Consider the following 25,708-nt stretch of genomic DNA (forward strand, 5'->3'; position numbering starts at 1 on the left):
TCTCAACCGAGTGAGTCTGGTGGGTGGGTGGGCGGCACCCGGCGGCCGGACAACTCCGCCAGCCCCCTGCGCGTGACCGCGACCACCACCCGATCCCCACTCCGCAGCACATAGTCCCCGGCAACCGGTCGCCCCTCCAGCGCCAGCACCCGCCACGCCCCCGCCCGAAACGCCCCGTCCACCGTCCGCCCCTCCAACTGCGGATGCCCGCCCACATCCACCGCCGCCACCAGCAACACCCTCCGCTCCACCGGAATCGCCCCGAGAATCTGCCGCCCCAGCATCGCCCCCGCGAAGGACGGCGCCGCCAGATAGGACACGCTCCGGCTCCGGGTGACCGCACGCGGATGCGCGGCCCGCAGCGTCCGGTACACGGCCGTAGCGAAGTCGTCGTCGTACAGCCGCAGCACCGCCTTCAGGTCCGGCCGTACCGCCCGCGCGTACAGCACGGCCTCCAGATTCGTCGTGTCCGCGCTGGTCACCGCGAGCAGCGCCTGCGCCCGATGGATCTTGGCGGCCTCCAGGACCCCCTCCTGGGTGACGTCCCCGAGCACCACCGGCACCCGCAGCCGGCGGGCCACCGCCAGCCCGCGCGCCTCCGGATCGGACTCGACGCACACCACGGGGACGTGCAGTTCGTGCAGCCGCGTCAGCACCCGCGTCCCGATCTTGCCCAGCCCGAGCAGCACCACATGCCCGCTCAGCCCCCGGGGCGGTTTCCGCAGCGCGGAAGCCGTCCGGAAGGTGCCGAGCGCCTCGAGCACCGCCGCCAGCAGCACCGGCAGCAACAGCAACCCCATCAACCCGGACAGCAGTTGCAGGATCTGCCGCCCGACCGACTGCCCGATCGCGGGATCGTCGATGGCGAACAGATCGAGGAGCGTGTAGTAGAAGGCCCGTACCGGATGAATACCCGTCACCACCGACAGCGCGACCGCGAGCGCGACCACACACCCCACGACCCCGGCCAGCGACCACCGCAGCCGCCGCGAGAACAGCGAGACGAGCAGCGGCACGACCCCGACCCCGGCCCCGAACCCGACCCGGCGCCGGTCCCGCGCCGCCGCCGGGGAGGAGGACGAGGACACCTGCTCCAGCACCATCACGCCACGCTCACCCGCGGCCCGTACCTCCGCGTCGTCGGGCAGCAGCCGCGGCCCCTGCTCCCCGGCGCCCTCGACCGGTGCGGGACCGTTGTTGTTCGCCGAGAACAGCGCCAGCGTGCACAGCCCCTGGCCGGCGTCCTGCCCGGCGAGGGCCCCCGCCGGCAGGTCCACCGCCCGCAGCACCAGCCCGTTCGTCTGGATGACCTTGCCGGTCCCGGCGAGCGCGGTCGCGGCGAGCGCGGGCGCGGCGGTGTCGGCGTCGGAGAGCACGGTCGTCGACGTGTCGCCCGCGCCGCCGTCCGTGTCGCCGACCGCCAACACGGCAGCCTGGTCCAGGAGTTCCTCGATGTGCTGCCCCAACCGCCGGTTGTACAGCCGCAGCACCAGCCGCAGCCGGGGGTTGAGCCGGCGGGCGGTGAGAGCGGCCCGGATGTTGGTCTCGTCGTCGTCGTACACCAGCGCGAGCGCGGCGGCCCGCTCCACGCCCGCCTCGGCGAGCACGGCCTCGGTGGCCTCGACGGCCTCCAGCACCCGCTCCCCGCGCGGGCCTTCACCGGGGGCCGGGCCGGTACCGCCGCCCGCACCGTTGCCGCCGTTCCCGTTGGCGCGTCCGACGGCGGCGCTGACCACCCGGTCGAGGAGCGCGGCCGAGGCGGCCCGGGCTCGTCCGACCACCGGCGGCCTGGCGATCCGCACGTTCGGCGGTACGACAAGGGTGACCTGTTCGCCGTACACCACGCGCAACTCGGCCGCCAGCCGGTGCGCGAGCCCGTCGTCGCCGCAGACCACCATGTGCGCCGGGGCGCCACCACCTTGATACGGAACGCTCGCCACAAGGGAAAAGACTGCCTCAACAGGACGCATGGTTCCAGCAACGAGGTGAACAGCCGCCCCTGACCGCCCGTAGGGAGGGGAGAGGGAGCATAATCCCGGATCTGACCGAAGTGCCGGAGGTATCCGACCCGTGGCCATCACCGAGAAAGCCGCCCCGCCCGGCGTCGCGCCCGAGGACGGGACCCCCGGCGACGGCAGCCGTACCCCGCCCGACCATGAGGGCTGGCATCTCAGCTCCCCCCTGGCCCTGACCCTGGTCCTCCTGCTGGTCGTGGTGTTCCAGGGCCCGGTGCGCGGCGCGCTGTCGACGCCCGTGATGCAGAGCTGGATGACGGTGTTCGTGGCGGTGGTCGTCCAGGCGCTCCCCTTCCTCGTCCTCGGTGTGCTTCTCTCGGCGGCGATCGCGGTCTTCGTGCCCCCGTCCTTCTTCGCCCGCGCCCTGCCCGGCCGTCCCGCCCTGGCCGTTCCGGTCGCGGGGCTGGCCGGCGCCGTACTGCCGGGCTGCGAGTGCGCGTCCGTCCCGGTGGCCGGCGCACTGGTCCGCCGGGGCGTCACCCCGGCCGCGGCCATCGCCTTCCTGCTCTCCGCCCCCGCGATCAACCCGATCGTGCTGACGGCGACGGCGGTGGCGTTCCCGCGCAACCCCGAGATGGTGCTGGCCCGGTTCGCCGGCAGCCTGCTGGTGGCGTGCGGGATGGGCTGGCTGTGGCAGCGCCTCGGCCGTACCGACTGGCTGCGCCTGCCGGCGCACGCGCACCACGAGGGCGAGACCAAGGCGGAGGCGTTCTGGGACTCGGTCCGCCACGACACCGTGCACGCGGGCGGCTTCCTGGTCCTCGGTGCGATGGCGGCGGCGACCCTGAAGGCGGTGGCCCCGGCGGAGTGGCTGCGCACGGCCGCCGCCAACCCGGTGATCGCGATCCTCGCCCTGTCGATCCTGGCGGTGCTGCTGTCCATCTGCTCGGAGGCGGACGCGTTCGTGGCGGCGTCCCTCACCCAGTTCTCGCTCACCGCGAAGCTGGCGTTCCTGATCGTGGGCCCGATGATCGACCTCAAGCTCTTCGCGATGCAGGCGGGCACCTTCGGCCGCGGCTTCGCCCTGCGCTTCGCCCCGGCCACCTTCGCCGCGGCGATCGCCGGCGCGGTCCTGACCGGGGCGGTGCTGCTGTGAACCGGCAGGCCCAGGCGGCGATGATGTTCCTGGTGGGCGCGGCCCTGCTGCACGCCGGCGCCACCGACCTCTATCTGCGCTACGTGAAGGCGGGCCTGCGCCCGCTGCTGCTGGCGGCGGGCGCGGTCCTGATCGTCTCGGCGCTGGCGACGGCCTGGTACGAGTGGCGCCGCAGCCGCCGTCGTACCACCGCCACCGCCACTGACCACACCCATCCCGAACCCCGGATCTCCTGGCTCCTGGTCCTCCCCCTCCTGGCCCTGATCCTCATCGCGCCGCCCGCGCTCGGCTCCTACAGCGCGATGCGTGCGGGCACCGCCCTGCAACAGCCGTACGGCTACACGAAGCTGCCGACCGGGGACCCGATCCCGCTCGCCCTGGTCGACTACGCGGGCCGGGCGGTCTACGACCACGGCCGCTCGCTCGACGGCCACAGCGTCCGTGTCTCCGGCTTCGTGGCCGTGGACACCGCCGGCACCCCTTACTTGGTCCGCATGGCCCTCAACTGCTGCGCGGCGGACGCCCAGCCGGTGAAGGTCGCCCTGACCGGCAAGATCCCCCCGGTCCTCCAGCCGGACGCCTGGCTCCAGGTGACGGGCACATACAACGCCCGCCAGACCCGGGACCCGGTGAACGGCGGTCCGATCCCGTTCCTCCAGGTCACCGAGGCCAAGCCGATCCCGACGCCGGCCGACCCGTACGACGAGACCTGGAACAACTGACGGGTCCTGAGACGGGCCCCGGTAAACGCTTGATCAAGAATCAGCAAGTCCGTTCGAACCCGGTGTTACGCTCCGCCTGCTCCGCGGCCGGGGACCGCGGCACAGGGGGAGGACGACACGATGAACAGACCCACGCACAGACGCGCCCGGCTGGCTTTGCTGCTGGCAGGCGCGGTGGTGGCAGCGCTTCCGGCGACGGTGGCGTCCGCCGACGAGACTCCCGTCGACCCGGCGCTGCCGACGCCCACCGTGCCGACCGGCACGGGCTGCGGCACCGCGGACAGCCCGCTCTGGCGCACCGCCTCCACCCCGCCGCCCGAGGGTTTCAGCGTGTCGATCGGTGTCCCGCGGCCGACCGTGAACGGGGTGAAGTACCAGGGAGTCGTACACGCCTGGGACACGGACGGCGCACAGTCGGCTGACGGTTCGGCCGACGGCCTGCCGGTGCTCTCCCAGTCCGTCTATGTGCCCTTGCCGCTGACGAACGGTCACGCCTACGGCTGGCACGCCTCGACGTACGACGGCACGTCCTACTCGAACCCGACCGGCCCCTGCTACTTCCAGGTGGACAGCAGCGCACCGGTCACGCCGACCGTCACGAACCCGGATTTCCCGCCGATGGGAGCGGGAACGCCGACGAAGGCGGCCGGACAGCCGACCACCTTCACCTTCGCCTCCACCGACTCGCTGCCCGAGGGCTGCGCGTCGGCGGGCGCCCCGGACTGCCGGACCAGCGGGCTGGACCACTTCGTCTACGGCCTCGACCAGGCACCCGGCATCGGCGCGCCCCAGGTCGCGGCCGACGCGCAGGGCAGGGCGAGCCTGACGACCACGCTCCCGTGGGGTGTCCACACCCTCTACGTCGGGGCGGTCGACGTCGCGGGCAACATCTCCCAGGCCGCCTACCCCATGGCGGTCCCGTATCAACTCCCGCCCGCGACCCCCACCCTCGCCCTCACCGCCCCGGCCAAGTCGAACAGGGCGGCCTCGCTGACGGTCATCGGCCAGTTGTCGGCGGCCCCCTACGCCTCCGGCGAGACCGCGCACGTGACCAGGACGGACCGGGCGCACCCCGCCGGCGTCGCTCTTCCCGACGCGCCCGTGGCCACCGACGGCACGCTGCGCTTCACCGACGCCCCGGAGGTCGGCGGCGCCGACACCTACACGGTGACCTACCCGGGCGACTCCACGCACGAGTCGGCGAGCGCGTCGGCGACGGTCCAGGTCTCCCGCACAACCACGGCGCTGAGCCTGACCACGAACGCCGCCTCCTACGGCTACGGAGCGACGGCGCGACTCACCGCCCACCTGGGCAGGACGTACGACGACCGCACCGTTTCCCTCTATGCCCAGCCGTACGGTGGCAGCAAGAAGCTGGTCAAGGCGGCCAAGACCGACAGCCACGGCAACCTGACCGCGACGTACCAGGTCACCCGCCGGACCGGGTTCACCGCGGAGTTCGAGGGCGACGACCACTACGCCCCCGCGACGGCCACGAAGACGGTGACGTCCCGGGCGAGGGTCGCGGAGTCCCTGACCGGCAACTTCACGACGACCCACTACGGCACGGTCCTCTACCGCGTCTACCACCACACGGCCAAGGCCAAGCTGGCCGTCACGGTCGCCCCGGCAAAACCGGCCCAGTGCGTCCGCTTCCAGATCCAGCGCTACCAGGACGGCGCCTGGCACACCGGGACCACCTCGGCGTGCCACTCCCTGACGTCGAAGAGCACCACCGACCTGTCGACGGCCCTGACCAGGTCGACGGGCGGCAGATTCCGGATCCGGGCCGAGTACGTCCCGAGCGCCAAGGACACCGGGAACCTCAGCACGTGGGGAGCATGGCAGTACTTCACCGTGCGCCAGTGAGCCTCACCCGAAAAAGCCGGCCAGTTTCTCGATCGCCGGGGTGACGTACTCGTCCCTGTCGTAGAGGTCGACGTGGGTCGCGCCGTCGATCCAGAGCAGTTCCTTGGGGCCGGAGACCCGCTGGAAGGCCGCCACGCTCATCCAGGAGGTCACCGCCTCGCGTCCGGCGATCATGAGCAGCGGGCGGGTGCCGAGCAGGTCGAGGGAGCGGAAGGCGTCGAAGGACGCGATCCGGTCGACGCTGTTCCAGGTCAGGGTCTCGGCCGAGCGCGGGTGGTGGGCGCGGGGCGTGCGGTAGTACTCCCACCCCGCGTGCACGTGCTCCCCGCCGGCCAGTGCCTCTTCCTCGGTGGCGGGGAAGACCGGGAAGCTCCCCACCCCCTCGCCCCGGGCCTCGGCCGTGCGCGCCGCGGCGGCCGCCGCCAGCATGCCCTGGAGGACGGCGGGATCCTGGGCCCCGTCGGCGCCGTTGCGGAACTGGCGGGCGATGTCGACGGCGCTGACGGTGGCGACGGCTCTGATCCGCGGGTCGGTCGCGGCGGCGGCCAGGGCGTACCCGCCGGAGGCACAGATGCCGAGTGCCGAGACACGGTCGGGGTCGGCCTCCTCCCGGGTGGTGAGGAACGAGACGGCGGCCCTGAGGTCCTCGACCCGCTGGGCGGGATCCTCCAGCCCCCGTGGCTCGCCCTCGCTCTCGCCCTGGTGGGCGGCGTCGAAGGCCAGGGTGACGAAGCCGCGTTCGGCGAGCCGCCGCGCGTACAGCCCGGCGGCCTGCTCCTTCACCCCCGTGCCGGGGTGCCCGACGACGACGGCGGGACGCGGCCCGGTGGCAGCCTCGTCGGGGGTGTACAGATGGCCGGCGATCTTCAGTCCGGCGCTGGGGAAGGTGATGTCGGTCCTCATGCCCACCACATTCGCCCCGCGGGAACGGCCGCCACCAGGGAGGACTCTGCCTATGCACTCCAGTACCAGGCACGGGACGGCCGACCGGGCCGACACTGGACCCATGACCAGCAGCCCCGGTGCCGCCGCCTCCGACAACGAGCTGGGCGAGTTCCTGCGCGCCCGCCGTGCCGCCCTCAGCCCGCAGCGGGCGGGGCTGCCGGACGACGGCCGGCCGCGCCGCGTACCGGGCCTGCGCCGCGAGGAACTCGCCCAGCTGGCGCACGTGAGCATCGACTATGTGGTCCGCCTGGAGCAGGGCCGCACCCACCGGGTCTCCCGCCCGGTCCTGGACGCCCTGGCCGACGCCCTCCAACTCGCCCCGGACGAACGGGACTACCTCTTCACGCTCGCCGAGACGGCACCCACGCGTCCGGCCCGCCGGCCGGGCCCTGCGGAGGTCGCCCCGCACCTGCGCCGGCTCCTGTCCACCATGTCCGACGTCCCGGCGATGATCCTCAACCGCCGTATGGACGTACTGGCCTGGAACGGCGCGGCCGCCGCCCTGCTGACCGACTTCACGACGGTTCCTCCGGCCGAGCGGAACCTGATCCGCCTGACCTTCCTGGACGAGACCTTCCGCGCCCTGTACGCGGACTGGCCGCGCGCCGCCCGCGAATGCGTGGCGGTCCTCCGCATGGAGGCGGGCCGGACCCCGCACGACCCCGCCCTGACCGCCCTGATCGCCGAACTGACCGCCCACGACCGGGACTTCCGGACCTGGTGGTCCAGCCATCAGGTCCGCGGTCCCCGCCAGCTGCTGAAGACCTACCACCACCCGGTGGCGGGCCCGCTCACCCTCGACGTTCACCAGTTCTCGGTGGACACCCACCCCGACCAGCAACTGATCGCCTACACCGCGGAACCCGACTCCCCGTCGTACGAGGCACTCCGCTTCCTGCTCCAGTGGTCGGCGTCGCAGCCGGCCCAGCCGGTCCGGGAGAGCCGTAACGGTTGAAGGCGGTCCGGCGGTCCGCGCCGGTCCCGTTCACGCCCGGCGGACCGTGTCCTGCTCCTCCGCGCCGGCCGGGACGGGGACCGTGCCCTCGGCCGGAAGGGGCTCGGCTGTCCCGGACCCGCGGGTGAGGCGGCGGGCCAGGGGCTCGGTGTAGCGGGCGGTGAGGGGGCCGAGGACGACCAGGATCAGGACGTAGGCGGTGGCCAGCGGACCCAGGGAGGGTTCGATGCCGGCGGTGACGGCGAGGCCCGCGATGACGATGGAGAACTCGCCACGGGCGACCAGCGTGCCGCCGGCCCGCCAGCGGCCCTTGGCGGAGATCCCGGCGCGCTTCGCGGCCCAGTACCCGGTGGCGATCTTCGTCAGCGCGGTGACCACCGCCAGGGCGAGTGCGGGCAGCAGCACCGGCGGAATGCTCGCCGGGTCGGTGTGCAGGCCGAAGAAGACGAAGAAGACGGCGGCGAACAGGTCACGCAGGGGAGCGAGCAGGTGGTGGGCGCCCTCCGCCACCTCGCCGGAGAGTGCGATGCCGACGAGGAACGCGCCGACGGCGGCGGACACCTGGAGCTGCTGCGCGATCCCCGCGACGAGCAGCGTCAGGCCCAGCACCACGAGGAGCAGCTTCTCCGAGTCGTCGCTGGAGACGAACCGGGAGATGTGCCTGCCGTAGCGCACCGCCACCACCAGCACCAGCCCCGCCACCCCGAGGGCGATCGCCAGCGTGAGGCTGCCCGCGGCCAGGCCGGCACCGGCGAGCAGCGCGGTGACGATCGGCAGGTAGACGGCCATGGACAGGTCTTCGAGCACCAGGATGCTCAGTATCACCGGGGTCTCCCGGTTGCCGAGCCGCCCCAGGTCGCCGAGGACCTTGGCGATGACCCCGGACGACGAGATCCAGGTGACGCCGGCCAGCACCACGGCCGCCACCGGGCCCCAGCCCAGCAGGAGGGCCATGGCGGCGCCGGGCAGCGCGTTGAGCGCGGCGTCGACCAGGCCCGCCGGGTACTGGGTCTTGAGGTTGGAGACGAGGTCGCTGGCCGTGTACTCCAGGCCGAGCATGAGCAGCAGCAGGACGACACCGATCTCGGCGCCGATCGCGACGAACTCCTCGCTGGTGCCGAGCGGGTAGATCCCGCCGTTGCCGAAGGCGAGCCCGGCCAGCAGGTAGAGGGGGATGGGCGAGAACTGGAAGCGGCCGGCGAGCCGGCCGAGCAGGCCCAGGCCGAGGATGATCGCCCCGAACTCGATCAGGAAGACGGCGGAGTCGTGCACGGTGGCCTCACTCCCGCCCGAGTATGGAGGCGGCCGCGTCGACGCCCTCGCGGGTGCCGATCACGATGAGCGTGTCCCCGCCGGCGAGCCGGAAGTCCGGGGTGGGGGAGGGGACCGCCTCGGCGCGGCGCAGCACGGCCACGATGGACACGCCCGTCTCGGTACGCATCCGGGTCTCGCCGAGGAGCCTGCCGTTCCAGTACGACGTCGCGCCCAGCTCGATCCGCTCGGCGACCAGGCCCAGATCGGTGGTGGAGAGCAGGTTCGGGCTGTGGTGCGTCGGCATCAGCGCGTCGATGAGCGCGTCCGTCTCACCCGAGGACAGCCGTACCGACAGGGCACAGGCGTCGGGGTCGTCCTGGTGGTAAGCGCTGAGAATCCGTGAACCGTCACGGTGCGCCACCACGGACAGCCTGCGCTGCTCCCGCGTGGTGAGGTCGTAACGGACCCCGATTCCCGGCAACGGCGTCCTGCTCAGGCGTGGTGCCCCCAAGGCTGCCTCCCCTGTCTCGTCGATCTCGTCGATCTCGTTCCGCGGTCCCTTTGCGATTTCTTTAACCACACCCTAACGGCCGACGGGATGACACCGACGAACGGTTCGCGGGGGTGCGGGGGACCAGCGGTTCGAGCAGGGGCCGGAGCAGGGTGCCGGAGCAGGGCGGACATGACCGAGCCGGAGTGCGCCTCGGTTCCGCGAGGGCCGGGCGGCCGTCAGGTCGGGTACGGCTCGTAGCAGTCCAGGGCCGGGTGGTAGAGGACCTGCCAGGTGCGGCCCTCGATCACGCCGCTCTCCGGGAGGCCGTGGCAGACCTGGATCCACTCGATCTTCTTCTGCAGGAGGGTGCCGTAGACCCCGTTGGGGTCGAGTCGGGGTGGCTCGCCGCCCCACGCGTTGCTGAGGCACTGGGCCTGCTGGACCGCCGCGCCGCTGTCGCCGTACGTGAGGGTGGGCCGGAAGCCCGACGACACGTAGGAACAGCTGTGCTCGGTGGCGGCCGCGGCGGTGTGGGGCACCGCCAGGCCCAGTACGGCGGCCGCGCTCAGTGCCGCGGCCGAGGTGAGCAGTCGGTTCCGTCGCATGCGCGCTCCTTCAGGGCCGGCTCATGCCATGGTCCCGCGCGGGCGGCGGCCTCCGCGAGTCGGACACGCGGCCGGAGGGGCGACGGAAGCGGGAGGGCGGTGGCGGCCGCCCTTTCCCGCGCGCACTACCCCGCGTGCGCGGTCGCCCCGGTCGTTCCGATCGTCCCGGTCGTTCCGGTCGTCCCGGTCAGCGCAGGCGCAGCGCCTCGCGGACCGTCGCGAACAGGTCGGTCTGGTTGGTGACGCCGAGGACCCGGTAGGCGAACGGGCCCTGCGCGGCGATCCGGACCTGCGTGCCGGTGTGCTCCTGGGACAGCCCCGGCGTGTTGGTCGAGTAGTTGACCTTCAGCTGCTGGCCCTCGTTGGTGACGAGCGTGGCGGACAGACCGGGCGGGGTGGCCTCCAGCGGCACGATCTGGCTGGTGTGGCCGTGGTCGGCGGTGGTGACGACCAGCGTGTCGGGGTGCTTGGCCGCGTAGGCGCGGGCGACCTTGACCGCCTTGTCGAAGGCGGCGGTCTCACCGATCTGGCCGCACGGGTCGGCCGCGTGGTCCTGCTTGTCGATCGAGGCGCCCTCGATCTGCAGGAAGAACCCCTTGTCGGAGCGCTTGGACTGCTGCTTCGCCTCCAGGAGCTGGATCGCCTTGGTGGCGGAGTCCGCGAGGCTCGGCGTGCTGGAGGGGCGGTTCGGGTTGGAGGTGACGCACCGCTGCGGGTCCGTACCGCCGACCGCCGCGGCCTTCCCGGTCCACTCCACCGGCACGTTGCCGGAGGCGAACAGGCCCAGCACCGGCTTGCCGGCCTTCACGCTCTTCAGGCCCGCGCTGTCGGTGACGACCTGGTAGCCGAGCTTCCGCGCCTGCTGGGTGACGGTCAGGCCCTTGTAACGGCCGTCGGTGACCGTCTGGTCGAAGCGCGCCTTGCCGCCGCCGAGGAGGACGTCCACCTTGTGGTTCACGGACTGCTCGGCGATCGAACCGGGACCGCCCGCGGCGATCGTGTCCTTGGAGCACTTGGCCATGTCGGCGGGGCCCTGGCAGGAGCGGTCGGTGACGTGCGAGGCGAGCACGGCCGGGGTCGCGTCCGTGAGCTCGGACGTCGTCACGCTGCCGGTGGCGTAGCCGTTCTGCTGCGCCAGCTCCAGGATCGTCCGGACGGCCTTGTCGCTGCGGGGCGTCTTGGAGATACGGCCGTTGACCGTCTTCACGCCGGTCGCCCAGCCGGTGCCGCTGGCGGCGGAGTCGGTGACGTAGTCCGGGGTGCCGTCCTCGTGTACCGCGTACGTCGTGTACGCGCCGGTGAGCGGCAGCTTGTCCATGTTCAGACGGCCGTTGGCGCCGACCGTGTAGTCGCGGGCGAGGGTGATCTCCGAGTCGCCCATGCCGTCGCCGATGAGCAGGATGACGTTCTTCGCCTTCCCGCCCTTGATCGCGTTCTTCGCCTGCTGGGCGCTGTCGAAGGCGCCGGCGGCGGTGGAGACCGCCACGGCGGCCGTGGTCGCGGCGACCAGGGCGGTGGCGACCGTGAGGTGACGGCGGGTGGGTCTGAGCATGGATACGGCTCCTTGTGCGTCCGTTGGGCGTCCGTCGCGCGGATGCGCGGGTGCGTTGACGACGGAGTCAGATCACCAGCTTTACGCAAAGGCAAGGTAAATGAACGGTCTTGCAGGAGTATCGGAAACGTAACGTCCGGCTACGAGCCGCCGCTCACATCCACCCCCCTCGGCTGCCGTTTTCGCTCTGCGTCCCGCCACTGAAACCGGCCGCCCGGCGCTGAAACCCGGCTGAAGCCGTGCTGAACCGCCGCGGCCGCAAGCTCTGCGGCATGACGACGACAGACAACGAACAACTCGCCATCGCGGCGACCGGGTTGCGCAAGGCCTACGGGGACAAGACCGTCCTCGACGGCATCGACATCCGGGTACCGGCCGGCACGGTCTTCTCCCTCCTCGGACCGAACGGCGCCGGCAAGACCACGGCGGTCAACATCCTCTCCACCCTGATCTCCGCCGACGGCGGCCAGGCCCGGATCGCCGGCCACGACATCACCACGCAGGCCCAGTCGGTACGGGCCGCCATCGGGGTCACCGGACAGTTCTCCGCCGTGGACGGCCTGATCACCGGCGAGGAGAACATGCTCCTCATGGCCGACCTGCACCACCTCTCCAAGAGCGAGGGGCGCCGGGTCACCGCCGAACTGCTGGCGCGCTTCGACCTCACCGAGGCCGCACGCAAGCCCGCGTCCACCTACTCCGGCGGCATGAAGCGCCGCCTCGACATCGCCATGACCCTGGTCGGCAGCCCGCGGATCATCTTCCTCGACGAGCCGACCACCGGCCTCGACCCGCGCTCCCGTCACACCATGTGGCAGATCATCCGCGAGCTGGTCTCCGGCGGGACCACCGTCTTCCTCACCACCCAGTACCTGGACGAGGCCGACCAGCTCGCCGACCGCATCGCGGTGCTCAACGGCGGCAAGCTCGTCGCCGAGGGCACCGCCGAGGAACTCAAGCGGCTCGTCCCCGGCGGTCACGTACGGCTGCGGTTCTCCGACCCGGTGGCCTACGAGCAGGCCGCCACCGCGCTGCGCGAGACCACCCGCGACGACGAGGCGCTCGCCCTGCAGATCCCCAGCGGCGGCACCCAGCGCGAACTGCGCGCCATCCTCGACTGGCTCGACGCCGCCGGCATCGAGGCCGACGAACTCTCCGTGCACACCCCCGACCTGGACGACGTGTTCTTCGCCCTGACGGGCAACCCCGCAGCCGCCACCGACAACGCCGACCGCACCATCAACACCGCCAAGGAGACCGTCCGATGAGCACCGGGTCCTACGCCCTCCGCGACAACCTCACCATGCTGCGGCGCAACCTCCTGCACGCCCGCCGCTACCCCTCCCTCACCCTGAACCTCCTGCTCACCCCGGTCATCCTGCTGCTCCTCTTCGTCTACGTCTTCGGCAACGTGATGAGCGCCGGCATCACCGGCGGCCACGCCGACCGGTCCGACTACGTCGCCTACCTCGTCCCCGGCATCCTCTTCCTGACGGTGGCGATGACCTCGCTCGGCACCGCGGTGTCCGTGTGCACCGACATGACCGAGGGCATCATGGCCCGGTTCCGCACCATGGCGATCTCCCGCCCCTCCGTGCTGGTCGGTCACGTGATCGGCAGCGTGATCCAGACGATGATGGCGCTGGTGGTGGTCCTGGGCATCGGACTGGCCATCGGCTTCCGGCCCGACGCGACACCGGTGGAGTGGCTCGCGGCGCTCGGGCTGATGGCCCTGGTCAGCCTCGCGCTGACCTGGCTGGCGGTCGGCATCGGTCTGATCAGCCCCAACCCCGAGGGGGCCAGCAACATCGGGACGCCGCTGGTCATGCTGCCGTTCCTGTCCAGCGCGTTCGTGCCGGTGGACGCCATGCCGGGCTGGTTCCGCTGGTTCGCCGAGTACCAGCCCTTCTCGCCCTTCATCGAGACCCTGCGCGGTCTGCTGCTGGGCAGTGAGATCGGTACGAAGAACGCCGTGCTGGCCCTGGCCTGGGGCCTGGGGCTGACCGTACTGGGCTACCTGTGGTCCAGGGCGCGGTTCACCCGCGAGCCCCGGCAGTGAGCTCGTGCAGGGCCGCGACCCGCAGTTGATCCCGCCCCAGGGCCGCGTACTCCGACCTCGCGTCGGCGTACGCGGCCCGGTCCGCGTTCTCGGCCGCTGCCCGGGAGCGGTCCAGGGACAGGGTGGGGAACTCCCGCACCACCGGCATCCGTTCGGACAGCGCCAGCAGCCGTACGGCCGCCGGATCGCCCTTGGCCAGCCGGGCGTGCCCCAGTGCCAGCAACAGCGTGCCGTACACCGGCAGTTCCACCGGGGACCCGTCGGCCGGTGAACCGTCGGCCGGGCCACCGGCCAGCAGCCCGAGCAGGTACGCCGCCAACTCCTCGGTGAGCGCGGCGACCGGATCCGGCCGGCCGTGCTGCGCGTGCGCGGCCACCGCCGCCGATCGCAGCTGAAGGACCCACGAATCCACGAAGGGATCGTCGGCGAACAGCGCACCGGCCTGCCGTACCCGCTCCGCGGCCCGGCGCCACAGCCCGAGCCCGACCTCGGTCAGTCCCCGGGCCAGCGCGATCTCCGCCCTGGCCGGCAGCTCGGGGCTGAAAATCTGGTCCGACTCCGGCGGCTGGTCCACGGCGGCGATGCCCAGCCAGTACTCGGCCTCGTCGATCTCGCCCGTGTGCAGACAGGCCAGCACCAGCCCCCAACGGATGCCGAGGGTGTCCGACCCGTCGCCGAACGCGTCGAGCGCGCTCAGCGCGGCACGCAGATGGTCGTACGCCTCCGCGCCCCGCTCGGACTGCAGGCACAGTTCGCTGACCCGGCCGTGGCTGAGCAGGTGCATGGCCGGGTTGTTCAGCGGAGCGAGCGCGTCGAGCATCCGGCGGGCGCTCTCCAGGGCCCGCTCCATGTCGTGCCCGGCCTCCCAGACGTAGCTGGCGACGGCCGAGGCGATGCCCGCCAGCATCGGCTCCTCGGCCTCGCACAACTCCTGGAGCCGAGTGAACTCCGGCGGCCTTGTCTCCGGCACGGCGCACAGCACGACGGACAGGGCCCGCAGCACGGTGTCCGGCTGGGCGGGCGGCAGCCGGCGCAGGGTCACCAACTGGCGTACGGCGTGCGGGCCGTGGCCCATGAAGAGACTCGCCGCGCACACCGCCGCCGCGCTGCGGGCCGGTTCCACGTCCTCGGGGTTCTCGGGCCGGAAGTGGGAGAGGGGGCCCGCGGTGTCGGCGGCCAGCGACGCCAGCCGGCCGTAATGGGAGCCGGTGGACCACAAGGAGGACAGCACGGCGGTGACGGCCGCGGTGGTGGGGCCGTCGGCGCGGGCCAGCGCGTACCGCAGGGCGAGGACGAGGTTGTCCTGCTCGGCGCGGATACGGCTCCAGGCGGCCCCCGGACGGTGACTGAACAGCAGGTCGTGGTGGGCCCGCCCGAAGTCCCGGGCCCAGACCAGGAACCGGCCGGTCACCGCCGCCTCCTCACCGGCCTCGGCGCGCCGGACGGCACCGAACTCCCGCAGCGTCTCCAGCATGTGGAAACGCACCCCGGACGGGCTGTCACCCACCTTGAGCAGGGACTGACCGGCCAGTTGCTCCAGCAGGGCCAGCGTGTCCCCGCCCTCGTCGAGCAGGTACTCGGCGGCCTCCTCGGTGAAGCCGCCCGGGAACACCGACAGCGCGCGCAGCGCCGCCCGGCCGTCTGCCTCCAGGAGGTTCCAGCTCCACTCGACCACCGCCCGCAGCGTGCGATGCCGTTCGGGCGCGTCCCGGGCACCACCGCGCAGCAGCGCGAAACGGTCCTGCAACCGGCGCGCGATGTCCGTCACGGACAGCACCCGCACCCGGGCCGCGGCCAGCTCCACGGCCAGCGGCAGCCCGTCCAGGTGCCGGCAGATCTCGGCCACCTGGTCGGCGGGCAGCTCCACGCCCGGCCGCGCGGCCCGCGCCCGCTGCCCGAACAGCTCGACCGACGTCGCCGCCGAGAGCTCCGGCAGGGCGTACACGGACTCAGAGGTCAGCCCCAGCGGAGCCCGGCTGGTGACCAGCACCCGCAGCTCCTTCGACCGCGAGACCAGCGCCTGTACGAGACCGGCGGCACCGGCGATCACCTGCTCGCAGTTGTCCAGCACCAGCAGCGCGGGTCCCGTGCCCAGCGCGGCGACGATGCCGCTCACCGCGTCCCCGCCCCCGCTGAACCGGCCGCCCTCACCGGCGCCGACGGCCGAGGCCACCTCGCCGGCCACGTCGTCGTCGGCGAGGACACCGGCGAGGGTGACGAAGTACACCACGGGCTGCTCGGCGGCCCGGCTCACCGCGTGCGAGAGCCGGGTCTTGCCGAGACCGCCGGGGCCGACGACGCTCACCACCCGGGACGTGCGCAGCAACCCGCCCACCGCGGCGACATCCGCGTCCCGCCCCACCAGGGGGTTCGGCTCGTGCGGTACCCCGTGCCGGACCCGCGGCACGTCCGCCCGCACCAGCTCCTGGTACACCGATACGAGCCCGGTTCCCGGATCGGTGCCCAGCTCGTCCCGCAGCCGGCGACGGTAGGCGTCGTACCGGGTCAGCGCCGCGGCCCGTCCGGCGGTCACCGCCTCGCACCGCAGCAGCTCCGTCAGCACCTCCTCGTCCCGCGGCAGCTCCCGGGCGAGCGCGGCCAGCGGTGCCACGGCCTCCGCCCGCCGCTCCAGCCGGGCCAGCGCGAGCGCCCGGTCCCGGACCAGCGCGCGATGTGCCCGGACCCGCCCGGCGCGCAGCGCCACCAGCGGATCGTGCAGGTCCTCACCCGCGCCGGCGCCCACGCTCCCGTCCCAGAGCGCCAGCCCGGCCTCGGCCTGTGCCAGGGCGCCTTCGTGATCCCCGGCCCGCGCCCGCTCGGCACTGCCCGCCTCGTGCAGCAGCAGGGCGGAACTGTCGACCTGCGTCTCGGCCAGCGCGAGCCGGTATCCCGTCGGCGTACTCACGATCAGCTCGGCACCCAGCTGCGACCTGAGCCGCGACACCAGGATCTGCACGGCCTTGCCGGGCCGCTCGGGCAGCTCCTCCGCCCACAGCCCCTCCACCAGCCGGCCGGTGCTGCAGCCACCGCGCAGATCCTCCGCGAGCAACGCCAGCAGCCCGCGCAGCCGGGGCGCGGTGATCTCCCGTCCACGGCAGGCGACTCGGGGCAGCAGGGTCAGCTCGGTGGTCACCCGTGCAGCGTAGTCAGCGGGTGACCGCCGCGGCCCCCCTCGAAGGCCGCGAAGCTGACCTCCTGACGCCGGTCACCACCTTTGGGTTCGGTTGCGACCGGACGGCCACGCGACACCCGCGTCGGCGCCACCCGGGCGGCCGTCGTCCCCCTCAGCCGCTCTTCGACGGGCGCCGTGCGGAGACGACGTAGTAGTCCAGCAGCCCGTCGCGATAGGCCGGCAGGAAGTTCCGCGGCCACTGCACGGGCAGGTCGATGCCGGACAGGAAATGATCAAGGCCCGCCCAGACATGACCACCGATCGACTCGGCTCGTACGGCGGTCAGCCCGACGGCGTCCAGGACGTCGACCAGGGAGACGAGCGGGTGGGCCACATCCAGCCCGGACGCGAAGCTGTCCAGCCGGGCGGCCAGTTCCCCGCCCGCGGCCTCGGCACCGGCGGGCAGGAAGAAACTGGTGACGGCAAGCCGGCCGCCGGGCCGCAGCACACGTGCGGCCTCACGGCCGAACGCGGCCAGGTCACGGAAGTGCTGGGCGGCTTCGACGGAGTACAGACACTCGAACCGGCCGTCCTCGAACGGCATTTCCTCCGCCGCCCCATGAGCGAACCGAAGCCGCTGAGGCGCCCGGCCGAGCAGTCCGGCGTTGGCCCGCCGCGCCCGCTCCAATTGCTCGGGATGAACGTCCAGTCCGGTCACGGAGGCGAACCCGAACTCGTCCAACGCGAGTACGGCGCCGAGCCCGAGCCCGCAGCCGACCTCGACGGCATGGGCGTCCGCCCCGTCGAGCGTGCCCAGCACCCGACGGTAGAGATTCCGCTGACTGCGCACCCGGTCCTCGGTGGTCAGGGGCCGGTCGAGCGGAATCCCGTCCCAGTGACCGAAGTTGATGAACCCGCCCGCGAACGCCGGTGCGGAGCTGAGGTCCTGGGGCCCGTAGACGGCACGCACGGAAGGCGCGACGTCGTAGCGGATACCGTCCACACGATCTCCCTGTCCACGATGAGAGTGCTCGGCCTCTGGAACGCATCGTGCCCCCTGCCCGGTCACGACGGCCAGACCACCCGACCGGCCCCACGGCCGATCCGGCACCGCACCGACGACCCCGAGCGAACCCGCGAAGGGCCATCGGCAGCCGAAGGAGTCACGTCAACCGATTGGCCCTCAGAACCCCCGGATGGCTTCCCCGATGAGCGCTCTGCCGGATGTCGATCTAGCCTCCGAAATGAGCGCTGAATTGATCTTTTAATGGTGCGCTCTACTCGCCCCTAGGAGGAGAAATGAACAGTTTCCGCAAGGTCGCCGTTGCGGCCGCCATCATAAGCGGTGTCAGCCTCGTGGCGATCAGCCCTGCCAATGCCCAGGCTGCGCAGAGCATGCGGGGCGGCGGCGGTGGCGGGTGCAAGTCCCACGACCTGAACCTCGACATTCTCGGTGAGGTGGGCATCCTCAACGGCCTGGGCGGCAACCTGATCAACGGCGAAGGCAGCCCAGGTGCGCAGGTCACTGACATCGGTTCCGACTGCGGTCACGGCTGGTAGCAGCCTCGCCCGTATTCGCTTGAGAATAGATGTCAAAGGCCCCGATCCGTGACGGCGGATTCGAGAGGCTGTTGTCGCAGACGCTCGGCTGGGATTTCCCAGCCGAGCGTTTCGCGTGATCGACCTCTGAATTCGGCGGCCGAGGCTGCCCAGTGGTCGCGAGTCCAGACGGACAGGTCCTTAAACAGATGGAGACAGCGGCGGCACTGTGGGCGCCGGGGGCAATCTGCCGCGTGACGCGGCTTGCGGGTTGCATCGCCTCGGTGGCCCACGAGCGGTTGCCGCACGGTGCCGTCCGCCAGATCACCCGCCATGCCCACCATCACGGCCACGTGCGCTCGTCCGGTCGTGGCGTACCGCGTACGCGGCCGGTCCACCTCGCTCAACCGCCCGGTGGATTGCGTCACGACGGGTGTGGAGTCACTCGACCATCTCGAGGCTGTGCAGTTGCTGGTTGTCGAGGTAGAAGAGGACGGCCGCACATTCCAGGACCGGTCGAGACCGTGAGCGATCCACTCCTCGTCGGGTACGTCCTGTCCGTCGTCCGGAAACTCGTCGCCGATGCGGTGGACGGTCCACCCGAGCGTTCTCAGTCCCTCCGCCACACGACGTCCGAGATTCCGGTCCAGGAAGAACTCAGGCGGCAAGGCGCACCACTGCGTGACACAGGGCGTCGACCTGTTCGGGCGTCATGTCGAAGTCGTATGCGATGTCCTCGACGGTCTCCCCGGCTTCCCACAGATCTGTGATGGCATTGACCGGGACGCGGTTGGCGGCCACCACCGGGCGCCCGTGCCCGAATCTCGGGTCGATGAGGACAGGGACCGAGTCCGGACACTGGCGCAGTCGCAGGCTGGGGGGAAAGTCGTCGTCCGGCTCCCAGGTCAGGTAGCGGAGGTAGTCGGAGACCACTTCGTGGATGGGGACCTGACCGTCTCGGGCCCTGCGCAGATCTCCGAAGCCGTGCTCGACGAAGATGTCGACGCCGTCCGTCGCGATCCGTTTCGACACCAGGCCGTACGGCGTGGCAAAGGCGTCTCGCACGGCGGTTGCGGCCTCCCTGATCTCGCTCATGCGCAGGCCCAGGGAGCGCAGGGAACGAAGTACGTGAGCCTCGGCGACGGCGATGAACGGCACCGAGGGCTGGCCCCTCCGCATCGGCTCGACCTGATGGACAAGGGGCGCTCCAGCAGCCCTGCCCTTCAGCCAGGAGGTGAGGGTCGACTGCGGAATCTCAAGGTACGCGGAGGTTTCCGTGGGCGTCAGGAGCCCGTCCGTGAACCGGTCGACCATGACCCACCTCCTCGCCGCGCCGGAACCCGCATGGCTGCACACCAAGCCTCCCACCTGCGGGCCGACCGCACCCCGCCTCGCCGTCTCAACCGGCCGCACGGACACAGACCTCGGACTGGCGATCCCGGCAGCGCCGGCAGTGGCCGGGTGCCGCCGCCCGGAACGCGCGCTCGCAGCCGTCGCAGGTCTGGAAGGGCAGGACGGCCGGGCGGCCCGTGGGCCGGTCCTCGATCCTGGCTGCCGCTGGTACCGCGGTCAGGGGAGTCTCCTTGAGCCGGAAGCCGAGGATGCCGGCCGGACGGACCAGCAGCTGGTCCGGGAGTCTGTTGGTCAGGTGCTCGGTGATCTGAGTCGGCAGGACACCCGCCGCCAGCCACTGGGTCACGGCCGGGGCGAGACGGGCGGCTTCCTGCGCGGACAGCAGGAGCCGGGGGTCGACCCGGCGCAGTGAGGCCAGTACGGCCATGGCCTGAGGGTCGGCCTCGGAGGAGGGAAGCGGGTCCGGTGCCGCGGAGGGTGCCGGTACTCGGGTCGTAGCGGGAGTCGGCTTCTCTCCCCTCGGCTTGCGCGGTCGAGGCGGCTTCGGCGGTTCGGGCGGCCCGTCCGGGTCGTCGTCCGGAGCGCCGTACTGAGCGCAGTCCGGATCGCCGTCACGCGCGTCGCCGCGTACGACGTCCCCCGGCACGTTGTGGAAGTACGTCCGCGTACGGATGTGCCCACCAGGCCCGCGCTCCCGGCGGCGTTCCAGGTAGCCCGCCGCCTCAAGTTCCCTGAGCGCACGGGAGATCAGGATCTCGCCCTCGGTGAAGTGCTCGCACAGGGCGGCGATGCTCACACGGGTGCCTTCGGGCAGGGACAGGACGTACACCGCGACGCCGACCGTGACCGCGCTGCCGCGTCGCTGGGTGAGGGCGTTGGGGACCACGGTGAAGTCGGCCGCGAGAGGGGTGCGTACGTGGATCACGCCAGAGGTCGGAGCTCCGGCGTCGGCGCGCAGGCGCGCGTTAGACTGCGGATCAGCCATCGGGAAGGTTCTGCTTCCTGATCGGTCAGGCCCTCGATCGGGATGCCAGTCCCGGCCGGGGGCCGTCGTCTGTGTGCGGTTGTCGCGGCGAACGTAACCGCCCGCGTTCGGGCCACGCAAGCCGGTCACCCGGACGGGTGACGTGGGACTTTCCGGCGGCTTTCCCGGCGCGGGAGGGTGGGTGGGCGGGTAGTTCTTTCCCCGGTTCTTTCAGGAGCCCAGTGGCCCGCCGGACCCTGGCGGGCAAGGGCCCGGTGAGCCCGGGACGCGGACGGCGACCGGAGCCCGGACGGCTCAGGGGCGGTGGGGTACGGCCTTCAACTCGCCTGTGAAGACCGACCAGGAGGCGGCCCCGAAGCACAGCGCGGGACCGTGCGGGACCTTGCTGTCACGGACGGGGACGACGTCCTGGAACCCGTTGGCCACCTCCACGCAGTCGCCCCCGGCTTGATTGCTGTAGCTGCTCCTGCGCCAGGCGGCGTCGTTCAGATCGGGACGGGACCTTCGCGCCACGGTAGTTGCCCTCCATCGCGGACCGGATCATGTCGCGGGACATGAACGGGGGCAGGGCTGCCGCCTTCAGCCGATCGTAAATCACCTTGTAGCGACTGACGCTGGCTGGTTCCTCGATGAGTTGGCCGTAGTCAGAGCCCTCTGTGTAGGCCACCTCTGAGCCGTCCGGCAGGGTCAGAACCGTCAGAGAACCGCCCATCGCCTCATGCCCACCATGGTCGAACGGCAGTACCTGCACGACGATGTGACGTTCCGTGGCCGCATCGAGAAGTCGCGTCAACTGTGTGCGCATCACGCGATGGTTGTCGATCGGACGCCTCAGTACCGCCTCGTCAAGGATCATCCACAGCTCGGGCCGGTCGGGCGAACCGAGTCGTTCCTGCCGTCCCATGCGGGCTGTGACACGTTCCTCCAGCTGCTCTTCGCTGTCGAGTAGGGCGTCGAGGCTGAGCACCGCCCGCGCGTAGTCCTCCGTCTGCAACAGACCAGGCACCACGTGCGCCGCGTACTGCCGGATGAGTACGACCCTCTCCGAGTACTCCATGAACCTCCGCGACCAGTCCGGAAACGCCTCCCGGTACACGTACGGCCATAACTCGACCAGCAGATCGTTCGCACCGAGAGCCACGTCGAGCGCCCGTGCCAGCTCCAACGTCGGTTTCGCCCCTGAGGCCCGCTCGATCCGTGGGATCCGGGTGCTCACCACGTGCGTCTTGTCGCCCAGTTCGGCCTGGGTCAGTCCGGCCGCCAGGCGGAGCCTGCGCACCCGTGCGCCGAACAGCGCGGCCATCGACGCGGTGGGGCCAATTCCGTTGGCCAAAGCGTCACTTCCGTTCCTTACGGACTGAAAAGTAAGCCTGCGTCACCTTTCGAGCGTAGGGCGATCGGACGACTCTTGGACACGGAACGTGACGACCCGCCCACATCGCGGGACGTCGAGGCTCGACACACAAGGACGGACAGGCCGTGCTGACCGCAACGACCACCTCGGGGGAAGAACTCCTGACATTCAGGGAACAGTTCCCCGCCTCGCCCCGAGGCGCGCAACAGGCTCGACACGGCGCCGTCCGACGCATGGAGGAATGGGGACATCCGCCGCCGTCGGACGCCTCCTGCGCGGTCGCCCTCGTCGTCGGAGAGCTTGCCGCGAACGCAGTGCGTCATGGCCGTGTACCGGGGCATGACTTCGACCTCCGCCTCACTCTCGACGAGGCGGCGGGCCTGGTTCGTATCGAGGTCGCGGATGCAGCCGCCACGAAACGGCCGCCCGCCGCCGCGCCCTCGGCCTTCCCCGACGGTGAATCGGGCCGCGGCCTCCTCCTGGTCGATGTCCTGGCCGTGCGCTGGGGTTCGACGCCACGTCATCCCGTCGGGAAGACGGTGTGGGCGGAGGTGGCAATCGAATCGCCAACTTGCCTATAGCCGGCAGAAGTCGCGATAGCCGGGAGTATCGATGGGATCCTGACGTCAGGACTCTCTCCATCCGCCCACCGCGCCCGGCCGACTCCTCATCGGCAGGAACACGACCTCTACGTACCGAGGTGATCGCGTCGCGTCGTAACTATGCCGCGCCATCGTTCGCGGGTTCTCTCTTCCCCGTCGATCCACCGTGCTCGTGCGGTGTCTGTGGGCAGCGGGAGGCCGGCCATGAAGTGCGCGATCTCGACATAGTATGCGTAGTCGCCGCTCCGGGTGCGCTCGCGTAGGCGGGAGATCCCGGCCGCGAGCTCTTCTCGGGTGTCGAGGACGGCATGGTGGAAGCACAGGGCCAGTTGGAGTTTGGGCGCCGCGTAGGAGACGCCGGAGACGTCGATTTCGGCGAGGAGGACGGCGGCCCGGTCCGGTAGGTCTGTGGCAGACCCGGCATCCCGTACCAATGCGGCTATGCGAGCGGTCATCTCGGTGGAGCGCAGGCTGAGACCCGACAGCAGTCGATCTGTCAGGTCGAGTTCGGCATCGGCCTGAACGGGGTTGGTGAAGGCGACGGCGAAGGCGAGATGGGCCTGGGACATTGCGGTTTCGCCGGCCGCGCCGTGCTGTTCGGCTTCGCTCCGGGCCGCCAGGTAGGCGGTTGCCGCCCGGGCCATGTCGCCCTGGACCCACCACACGTCCCCGAATACTCGGTGGTGCCGCCCTTCCCAGCCCAGCGCCCCAGCGGCTTCCGCTGCCGCTGGGAAGTCTCCGGACAGTCGGCTCAGATGCGCGAGACCGCGTCCGGCGGCGACGGCCAGCCGACCGCCGGCGGCGGCAACGTACTGCATGCCCCGGCGGGAATGGTCGGTCAGCCCGAGGTCTCGCTGGGCCTTCGCCAAGTAGTACGTGGCCAGTTCGACGAGTTCATCGGGGAGCAGACCCGACGCCAGGACGGCCGAGAGCCGACCGGCCGTACGCTCGCGGTGCTCGTGTTGTCGCCGAGCGATGGCGCTGAGCGTTTCCCCCAGGGCATCCGTGGCAGTCCGCAGGCCGCCCGATGCCACATCATCCGCAGCAGGGAGTGCGAGGGGTTCCCAAACGGAATCTCCCACGTACTGGAAGGCGGCATCGGCGAGCCAGTCGAGATCGAGATGAAAGTCGCGTGCGAGGAGCAGCCCTTGTCGGAGGCAGCCGACCAGGACAGCGCGGTCGTGTCGGGCTTGGCGCCACTGGGATTCCAGGGCGTGGAAGGCGCGCTGGGCCGCGCGTTGCCAGTCCTGCTCCGACCAGCGGTCGTCACTGCCGTCGTCCGCGTTGCGGATGGCGGCACGGACCAGGTCGTGGACATGGAAGGGCCACACACCGGAGGAGGACTCCCGGATGAAGGGGCGCTCGGTCAGCCGCAGGGCGGGCGCGTCGTGGTCCATGCCGGCGACCTGGGTGGCCAAGGGCACGGAGAAGGCGCTGAGCAAGCTGACCGAGCGCAGCACGTGCCGTTCCTCGGCGGTCAGGTCACTGAGGGTACGGGCGATCAGGGCGGGGAAATCGTGGTCGAAGTCGGTGACCTGCGGCTGCCTGCCGCCGCGCCGGAGTTCCATGTAGCGCATGACCGACAGGTCCAGGTACAGAGGGAGCCCGTGGGAGCGCTCGGCAATGATCTGGCGGACCGGTTCGTCGATCAGCGGCTGTCCACCGCGGCTGAGCCTACGGGACAGGTAGACCTCGCAGTCTTCGGGAGAGAAGTCGCCGATCAGGATCTGGCGGCCGGGTCCACCTGACACCGGATGCGCCGTGCCGGGGACGAGTCCGGGCCAAGCGTTCGGCCCGGTCCAGTCGAGTTGGCCCTCCAGGCTTGTCTCCGCCCATTGGAGGCGGTTGCGTCCGGTGACGACGAAGAAGGCGTTGGGCATCAGCCACACGATGCGCTGGAGCAGGCGCTCGAAGTCGCGGTGCGTGCGGTCGCCGGTGTCCTCGAAGGTGTCCAGCAGAATGACGGGGAGTGCGCGCTTGTCGACCGGGAGTTGGGCCAGGTCCCAGGCGAGCAGGTGCGGGTAGAAGCTGAGGGCTTCCAGGTCGGGCTCGGCCTCGAGGAGGTCGGCCAGGCGGGAACAGCCGGCGAGGGCCCGTACAGACTGGCGCCGCTCGCGTAGCGCCCTGATGAGTGCCCCGGCCCCCTGACCGAGCACGCTGCCGATGGTGCCGGGCAGGAGCAGGGCCTGGGCGACGTCGCTGAGGGCGGACTGCATCTGCTGGGGCAGGGCGGCAGCGGCGCTGAAGCGGCTGAGCAGCCCGCCCCGGCGCAGGTAGTCCTCGATCGGTTCGCCCGGGTGGTTGTGCTCCCAGTAGCGGCGAAAGGCGAGGTCGAAGGCGGGCATCGACCGACCGAGCGCGGCTACGGCCAGGCGGATGGTGAGGATGACGCGCTCGAAGTCCATGCCCACGGCGCGCGCGAGATCGATGCGGACCGGCACCGTCCGCTCCTCGGGGTGGGACGGCGACTCCCACTGCACGGGACGATCCTCGCTGCGGGTGAGCGACGCCTCGATCTTGCGGGAGAGCGTGGACTTGCCGATCCCGCCAACGCCGTGGAACACGAGTATGTTGCGGCGGGGAGCCTCCAGATCCTCCGCATCGAAGTCCGCGCGGATCACATGCCGCACATGCTCGGTGAGGCAGACCGTCACCGCTTGCCACTGTGCCTGCCGGTTCGTGAACGCCTCACCGGCGGCGATGCTCCGGTCGTTCGAGCTGAACAGAGTTCGAAGATCCCGCCCGGCCACTGCTCCCCCTGGTGATCAACTGGAGCAAATCTATGCTGCTTGGAGACCATGCTGCCAAGCCCGCATCCAGACGCGTCTGTGGATGTGATGACAACTCTTCGTCTCGTCACAAAGGACAGCTGTCCGGACCGCCGGCGTGATGGGTGCGGCTTGGGCCGTGATCACCGTGGCCGTTACCGCTTCATTGCCCACCTTGCGGCGGCAACCTCCACTCCGCGCTCCGACGCGCTCATTCTCAACTCGCCTTGCGGCAGCGAGAGAAGGCAGACGCAGCCAGCCCGGGTCGCACAGCATGCCCACCACGAAACTCGCCGTCACTGGCATGGGGGAGCGCTGGCATCAACGATGGGGTAGTCCTTGAGCCGCTGCCCGAACCCGGCGCCCAGTCGGGTCGGCAAAGCGAATCAGGCCCGGCGCCTGATCTCTCGGCATCGGGCCTGAACCGGTG

General features: G+C 71.2%; 21 protein-coding genes and 1 pseudogene. 8 read left to right on the plus strand and 14 right to left on the minus strand.

Translation table 11 applies throughout. The features are described 5' to 3' along the window. Window positions 1-2: 2 nt before the first annotated feature. Entirely contained in the window at window positions 3-1,898 is a 1,896-nt protein-coding gene (locus ABZ642_RS42690) for an NAD-binding protein (RefSeq protein WP_360495891.1), read from the minus strand. Between the two features lie 172 nt (window positions 1,899-2,070). Here ABZ642_RS42690 and ABZ642_RS42695 point away from each other — a divergent pair, with 172 nt between their 5' ends. The 3 genes from ABZ642_RS42695 to ABZ642_RS42705 all read left to right on the plus strand — a co-directional run bounded on the left by ABZ642_RS42695 (window position 2,071) and on the right by ABZ642_RS42705 (window position 5,702). Beyond that, window positions 2,071-3,111: a permease gene (locus tag ABZ642_RS42695; protein ID WP_360495894.1), complete on the plus strand. Its 1,041-nt coding sequence runs from the start codon at window positions 2,071-2,073 to the stop codon at window positions 3,109-3,111. Then, on the plus strand, window positions 3,108-3,833 hold the full coding sequence (locus ABZ642_RS42700; protein WP_360495897.1) for a TIGR03943 family protein: 726 nt from the start codon (window positions 3,108-3,110) through the stop codon (window positions 3,831-3,833). The genes ABZ642_RS42695 and ABZ642_RS42700 overlap by 4 nt, the downstream gene beginning before the upstream one ends. A 120-nt stretch (window positions 3,834-3,953) precedes the next feature. Then, window positions 3,954-5,702, plus strand: coding sequence for a hypothetical protein (locus ABZ642_RS42705; RefSeq protein WP_360495900.1), 1,749 nt, complete (start codon window positions 3,954-3,956; stop codon window positions 5,700-5,702). Window positions 5,703-5,705: 3 nt separating this feature from the next. Here the strand turns inward: ABZ642_RS42705 and ABZ642_RS42710 are convergent, their stop codons facing one another. Continuing rightward, window positions 5,706-6,605: an alpha/beta hydrolase gene (locus ABZ642_RS42710; protein ID WP_360495903.1), complete on the minus strand. Its 900-nt coding sequence runs from the start codon at window positions 6,603-6,605 to the stop codon at window positions 5,706-5,708. Between the two features lie 103 nt (window positions 6,606-6,708). Here ABZ642_RS42710 and ABZ642_RS42715 point away from each other — a divergent pair, with 103 nt between their 5' ends. Beyond that, window positions 6,709-7,602 carry a helix-turn-helix transcriptional regulator gene (locus tag ABZ642_RS42715; protein ID WP_360495905.1) on the plus strand — a complete coding sequence of 298 codons (894 nt, stop codon included), beginning with the start codon at window positions 6,709-6,711 and terminating at the stop codon, window positions 7,600-7,602. 30 nt (window positions 7,603-7,632) lie between these two features. Here ABZ642_RS42715 and ABZ642_RS42720 read toward each other — a convergent pair whose 3' ends face one another. The 4 genes from ABZ642_RS42720 to ABZ642_RS42735 form a co-directional block, all read right to left on the minus strand. After that, window positions 7,633-8,874 carry a cation:proton antiporter gene (locus ABZ642_RS42720; protein ID WP_360495908.1) on the minus strand — a complete coding sequence of 414 codons (1,242 nt, stop codon included), beginning with the start codon at window positions 8,872-8,874 and terminating at the stop codon, window positions 7,633-7,635. Between the two features lie 7 nt (window positions 8,875-8,881). Continuing rightward, a complete protein-coding gene (locus ABZ642_RS42725) occupies window positions 8,882-9,367 on the minus strand; it encodes a TrkA C-terminal domain-containing protein (protein ID WP_351740413.1) in 486 nt (161 codons plus the stop codon). A 218-nt stretch (window positions 9,368-9,585) separates the two neighbouring features. Then, window positions 9,586-9,954: a peptidoglycan-binding domain-containing protein gene (locus tag ABZ642_RS42730; RefSeq protein ID WP_360495911.1), complete on the minus strand. Its 369-nt coding sequence runs from the start codon at window positions 9,952-9,954 to the stop codon at window positions 9,586-9,588. Window positions 9,955-10,141: 187 nt separating this feature from the next. Beyond that, the gene (locus tag ABZ642_RS42735) at window positions 10,142-11,506 is read right to left on the minus strand and encodes an alkaline phosphatase (protein WP_360495914.1); all 1,365 of its coding nucleotides are present in this window, start codon (window positions 11,504-11,506) and stop codon (window positions 10,142-10,144) included. 272 nt (window positions 11,507-11,778) lie between these two features. On the opposite strand from ABZ642_RS42735, the gene ABZ642_RS42740 reads away from it, so the two are divergent. Both ABZ642_RS42740 and ABZ642_RS42745 read left to right on the plus strand, forming a co-directional pair. Continuing rightward, window positions 11,779-12,774, plus strand: coding sequence for an ATP-binding cassette domain-containing protein (locus tag ABZ642_RS42740; protein WP_360495917.1), 996 nt, complete (start codon window positions 11,779-11,781; stop codon window positions 12,772-12,774). Further along, complete coding sequence (locus ABZ642_RS42745) at window positions 12,771-13,565, plus strand: ABC transporter permease (RefSeq protein WP_360495920.1); 795 nt, start codon at window positions 12,771-12,773, stop codon at window positions 13,563-13,565. Before ABZ642_RS42740 ends, ABZ642_RS42745 begins: the two co-directional genes overlap by 4 nt. On the opposite strand, the gene ABZ642_RS42750 is transcribed toward ABZ642_RS42745, so the two are convergent. Beyond that, window positions 13,543-16,698: a BTAD domain-containing putative transcriptional regulator gene (locus tag ABZ642_RS42750; RefSeq protein WP_360495923.1), complete on the minus strand. Its 3,156-nt coding sequence runs from the start codon at window positions 16,696-16,698 to the stop codon at window positions 13,543-13,545. The genes ABZ642_RS42745 and ABZ642_RS42750 overlap by 23 nt on opposite strands. Before the next feature lie 151 nt (window positions 16,699-16,849). After that, window positions 16,850-17,680 carry a class I SAM-dependent methyltransferase gene (locus ABZ642_RS42755; RefSeq protein ID WP_360495926.1) on the minus strand — a complete coding sequence of 277 codons (831 nt, stop codon included), beginning with the start codon at window positions 17,678-17,680 and terminating at the stop codon, window positions 16,850-16,852. Window positions 17,681-17,976: 296 nt separating this feature from the next. Between ABZ642_RS42755 and ABZ642_RS42760 the strand changes: the two genes are divergently transcribed. Beyond that, complete coding sequence (locus ABZ642_RS42760) at window positions 17,977-18,237, plus strand: hypothetical protein (protein WP_360495928.1); 261 nt, start codon at window positions 17,977-17,979, stop codon at window positions 18,235-18,237. Between the two features lie 542 nt (window positions 18,238-18,779). Here the strand turns inward: ABZ642_RS42760 and ABZ642_RS42765 are convergent. The 5 genes and pseudogenes from ABZ642_RS42765 to ABZ642_RS42785 all read right to left on the minus strand — a co-directional run. Continuing rightward, window positions 18,780-18,842: pseudogene (locus ABZ642_RS42765) on the minus strand (toxin-antitoxin system, toxin component, PIN family protein); the annotation flags it as partial. Between the two features lie 31 nt (window positions 18,843-18,873). After that, entirely contained in the window at window positions 18,874-19,530 is a 657-nt protein-coding gene (locus tag ABZ642_RS42770; RefSeq protein WP_360495931.1) for a DUF433 domain-containing protein, read from the minus strand. Between the two features lie 85 nt (window positions 19,531-19,615). Then, entirely contained in the window at window positions 19,616-20,554 is a 939-nt protein-coding gene (locus ABZ642_RS42775; RefSeq protein WP_360495934.1) for a hypothetical protein, read from the minus strand. A 294-nt stretch (window positions 20,555-20,848) separates the two neighbouring features. Beyond that, a complete protein-coding gene (locus ABZ642_RS42780; RefSeq protein ID WP_360495936.1) occupies window positions 20,849-20,986 on the minus strand; it encodes a DUF397 domain-containing protein in 138 nt (45 codons plus the stop codon). Continuing rightward, window positions 20,943-21,857 carry a helix-turn-helix transcriptional regulator gene (locus ABZ642_RS42785; protein WP_360495994.1) on the minus strand — a complete coding sequence of 305 codons (915 nt, stop codon included), beginning with the start codon at window positions 21,855-21,857 and terminating at the stop codon, window positions 20,943-20,945. The genes ABZ642_RS42780 and ABZ642_RS42785 overlap by 44 nt, the downstream gene beginning before the upstream one ends. Window positions 21,858-22,033: 176 nt before the next feature. Between ABZ642_RS42785 and ABZ642_RS42790 the strand changes: the two genes are divergently transcribed. Next, on the plus strand, window positions 22,034-22,489 hold the full coding sequence (locus ABZ642_RS42790) for an ATP-binding protein (protein WP_360495939.1): 456 nt from the start codon (window positions 22,034-22,036) through the stop codon (window positions 22,487-22,489). Window positions 22,490-22,596: 107 nt separating this feature from the next. Here the strand turns inward: ABZ642_RS42790 and ABZ642_RS42795 are convergent, their stop codons facing one another. Beyond that, window positions 22,597-25,164, minus strand: a complete 2,568-nt coding sequence (locus tag ABZ642_RS42795) for an ATP/GTP-binding protein (RefSeq protein WP_360495942.1) — start codon at window positions 25,162-25,164, stop codon at window positions 22,597-22,599. Window positions 25,165-25,708: the final 544 nt, after the last annotated feature.

Origin of the sequence: Streptomyces sp. NPDC007157 (assembly GCF_040634235.1) — a bacterium.
In the GTDB taxonomy this organism is placed as follows: domain Bacteria; phylum Actinomycetota; class Actinomycetes; order Streptomycetales; family Streptomycetaceae; genus Streptomyces.

Excerpts from the sequence above, each read along its gene's own strand:
- ABZ642_RS42690 (WP_360495891.1), bottom strand. The coding sequence starts at position 1,898 with ATGGTGGTCTGCGGCGACGACGGGCTCGCGCACCGGCTGGCGGCCGAG.
- ABZ642_RS42705 (WP_360495900.1), top strand. The coding sequence starts at position 3,954 with ATGAACAGACCCACGCACAGACGCGCCCGGCTGGCTTTGCTGCTGGCA.
- ABZ642_RS42710 (WP_360495903.1), bottom strand. The coding sequence starts at position 6,605 with ATGAGGACCGACATCACCTTCCCCAGCGCCGGACTGAAGATCGCCGGC.
- ABZ642_RS42715 (WP_360495905.1), top strand. The coding sequence starts at position 6,709 with ATGACCAGCAGCCCCGGTGCCGCCGCCTCCGACAACGAGCTGGGCGAG.
- ABZ642_RS42730 (WP_360495911.1), bottom strand. The coding sequence starts at position 9,954 with ATGCGACGGAACCGACTGCTCACCTCGGCCGCGGCACTGAGCGCGGCC.
- ABZ642_RS42735 (WP_360495914.1), bottom strand. The coding sequence starts at position 11,506 with ATGCTCAGACCCACCCGCCGTCACCTCACGGTCGCCACCGCCCTGGTC.
- ABZ642_RS42740 (WP_360495917.1), top strand. The coding sequence starts at position 11,779 with ATGACGACGACAGACAACGAACAACTCGCCATCGCGGCGACCGGGTTG.
- ABZ642_RS42745 (WP_360495920.1), top strand. The coding sequence starts at position 12,771 with ATGAGCACCGGGTCCTACGCCCTCCGCGACAACCTCACCATGCTGCGG.
- ABZ642_RS42760 (WP_360495928.1), top strand. The coding sequence starts at position 17,977 with ATGAACAGTTTCCGCAAGGTCGCCGTTGCGGCCGCCATCATAAGCGGT.
- ABZ642_RS42770 (WP_360495931.1), bottom strand. The coding sequence starts at position 19,530 with ATGGTCGACCGGTTCACGGACGGGCTCCTGACGCCCACGGAAACCTCC.
- ABZ642_RS42775 (WP_360495934.1), bottom strand. The coding sequence starts at position 20,554 with ATGGCTGATCCGCAGTCTAACGCGCGCCTGCGCGCCGACGCCGGAGCT.
- ABZ642_RS42785 (WP_360495994.1), bottom strand. The coding sequence starts at position 21,857 with ATGGCCGCGCTGTTCGGCGCACGGGTGCGCAGGCTCCGCCTGGCGGCC.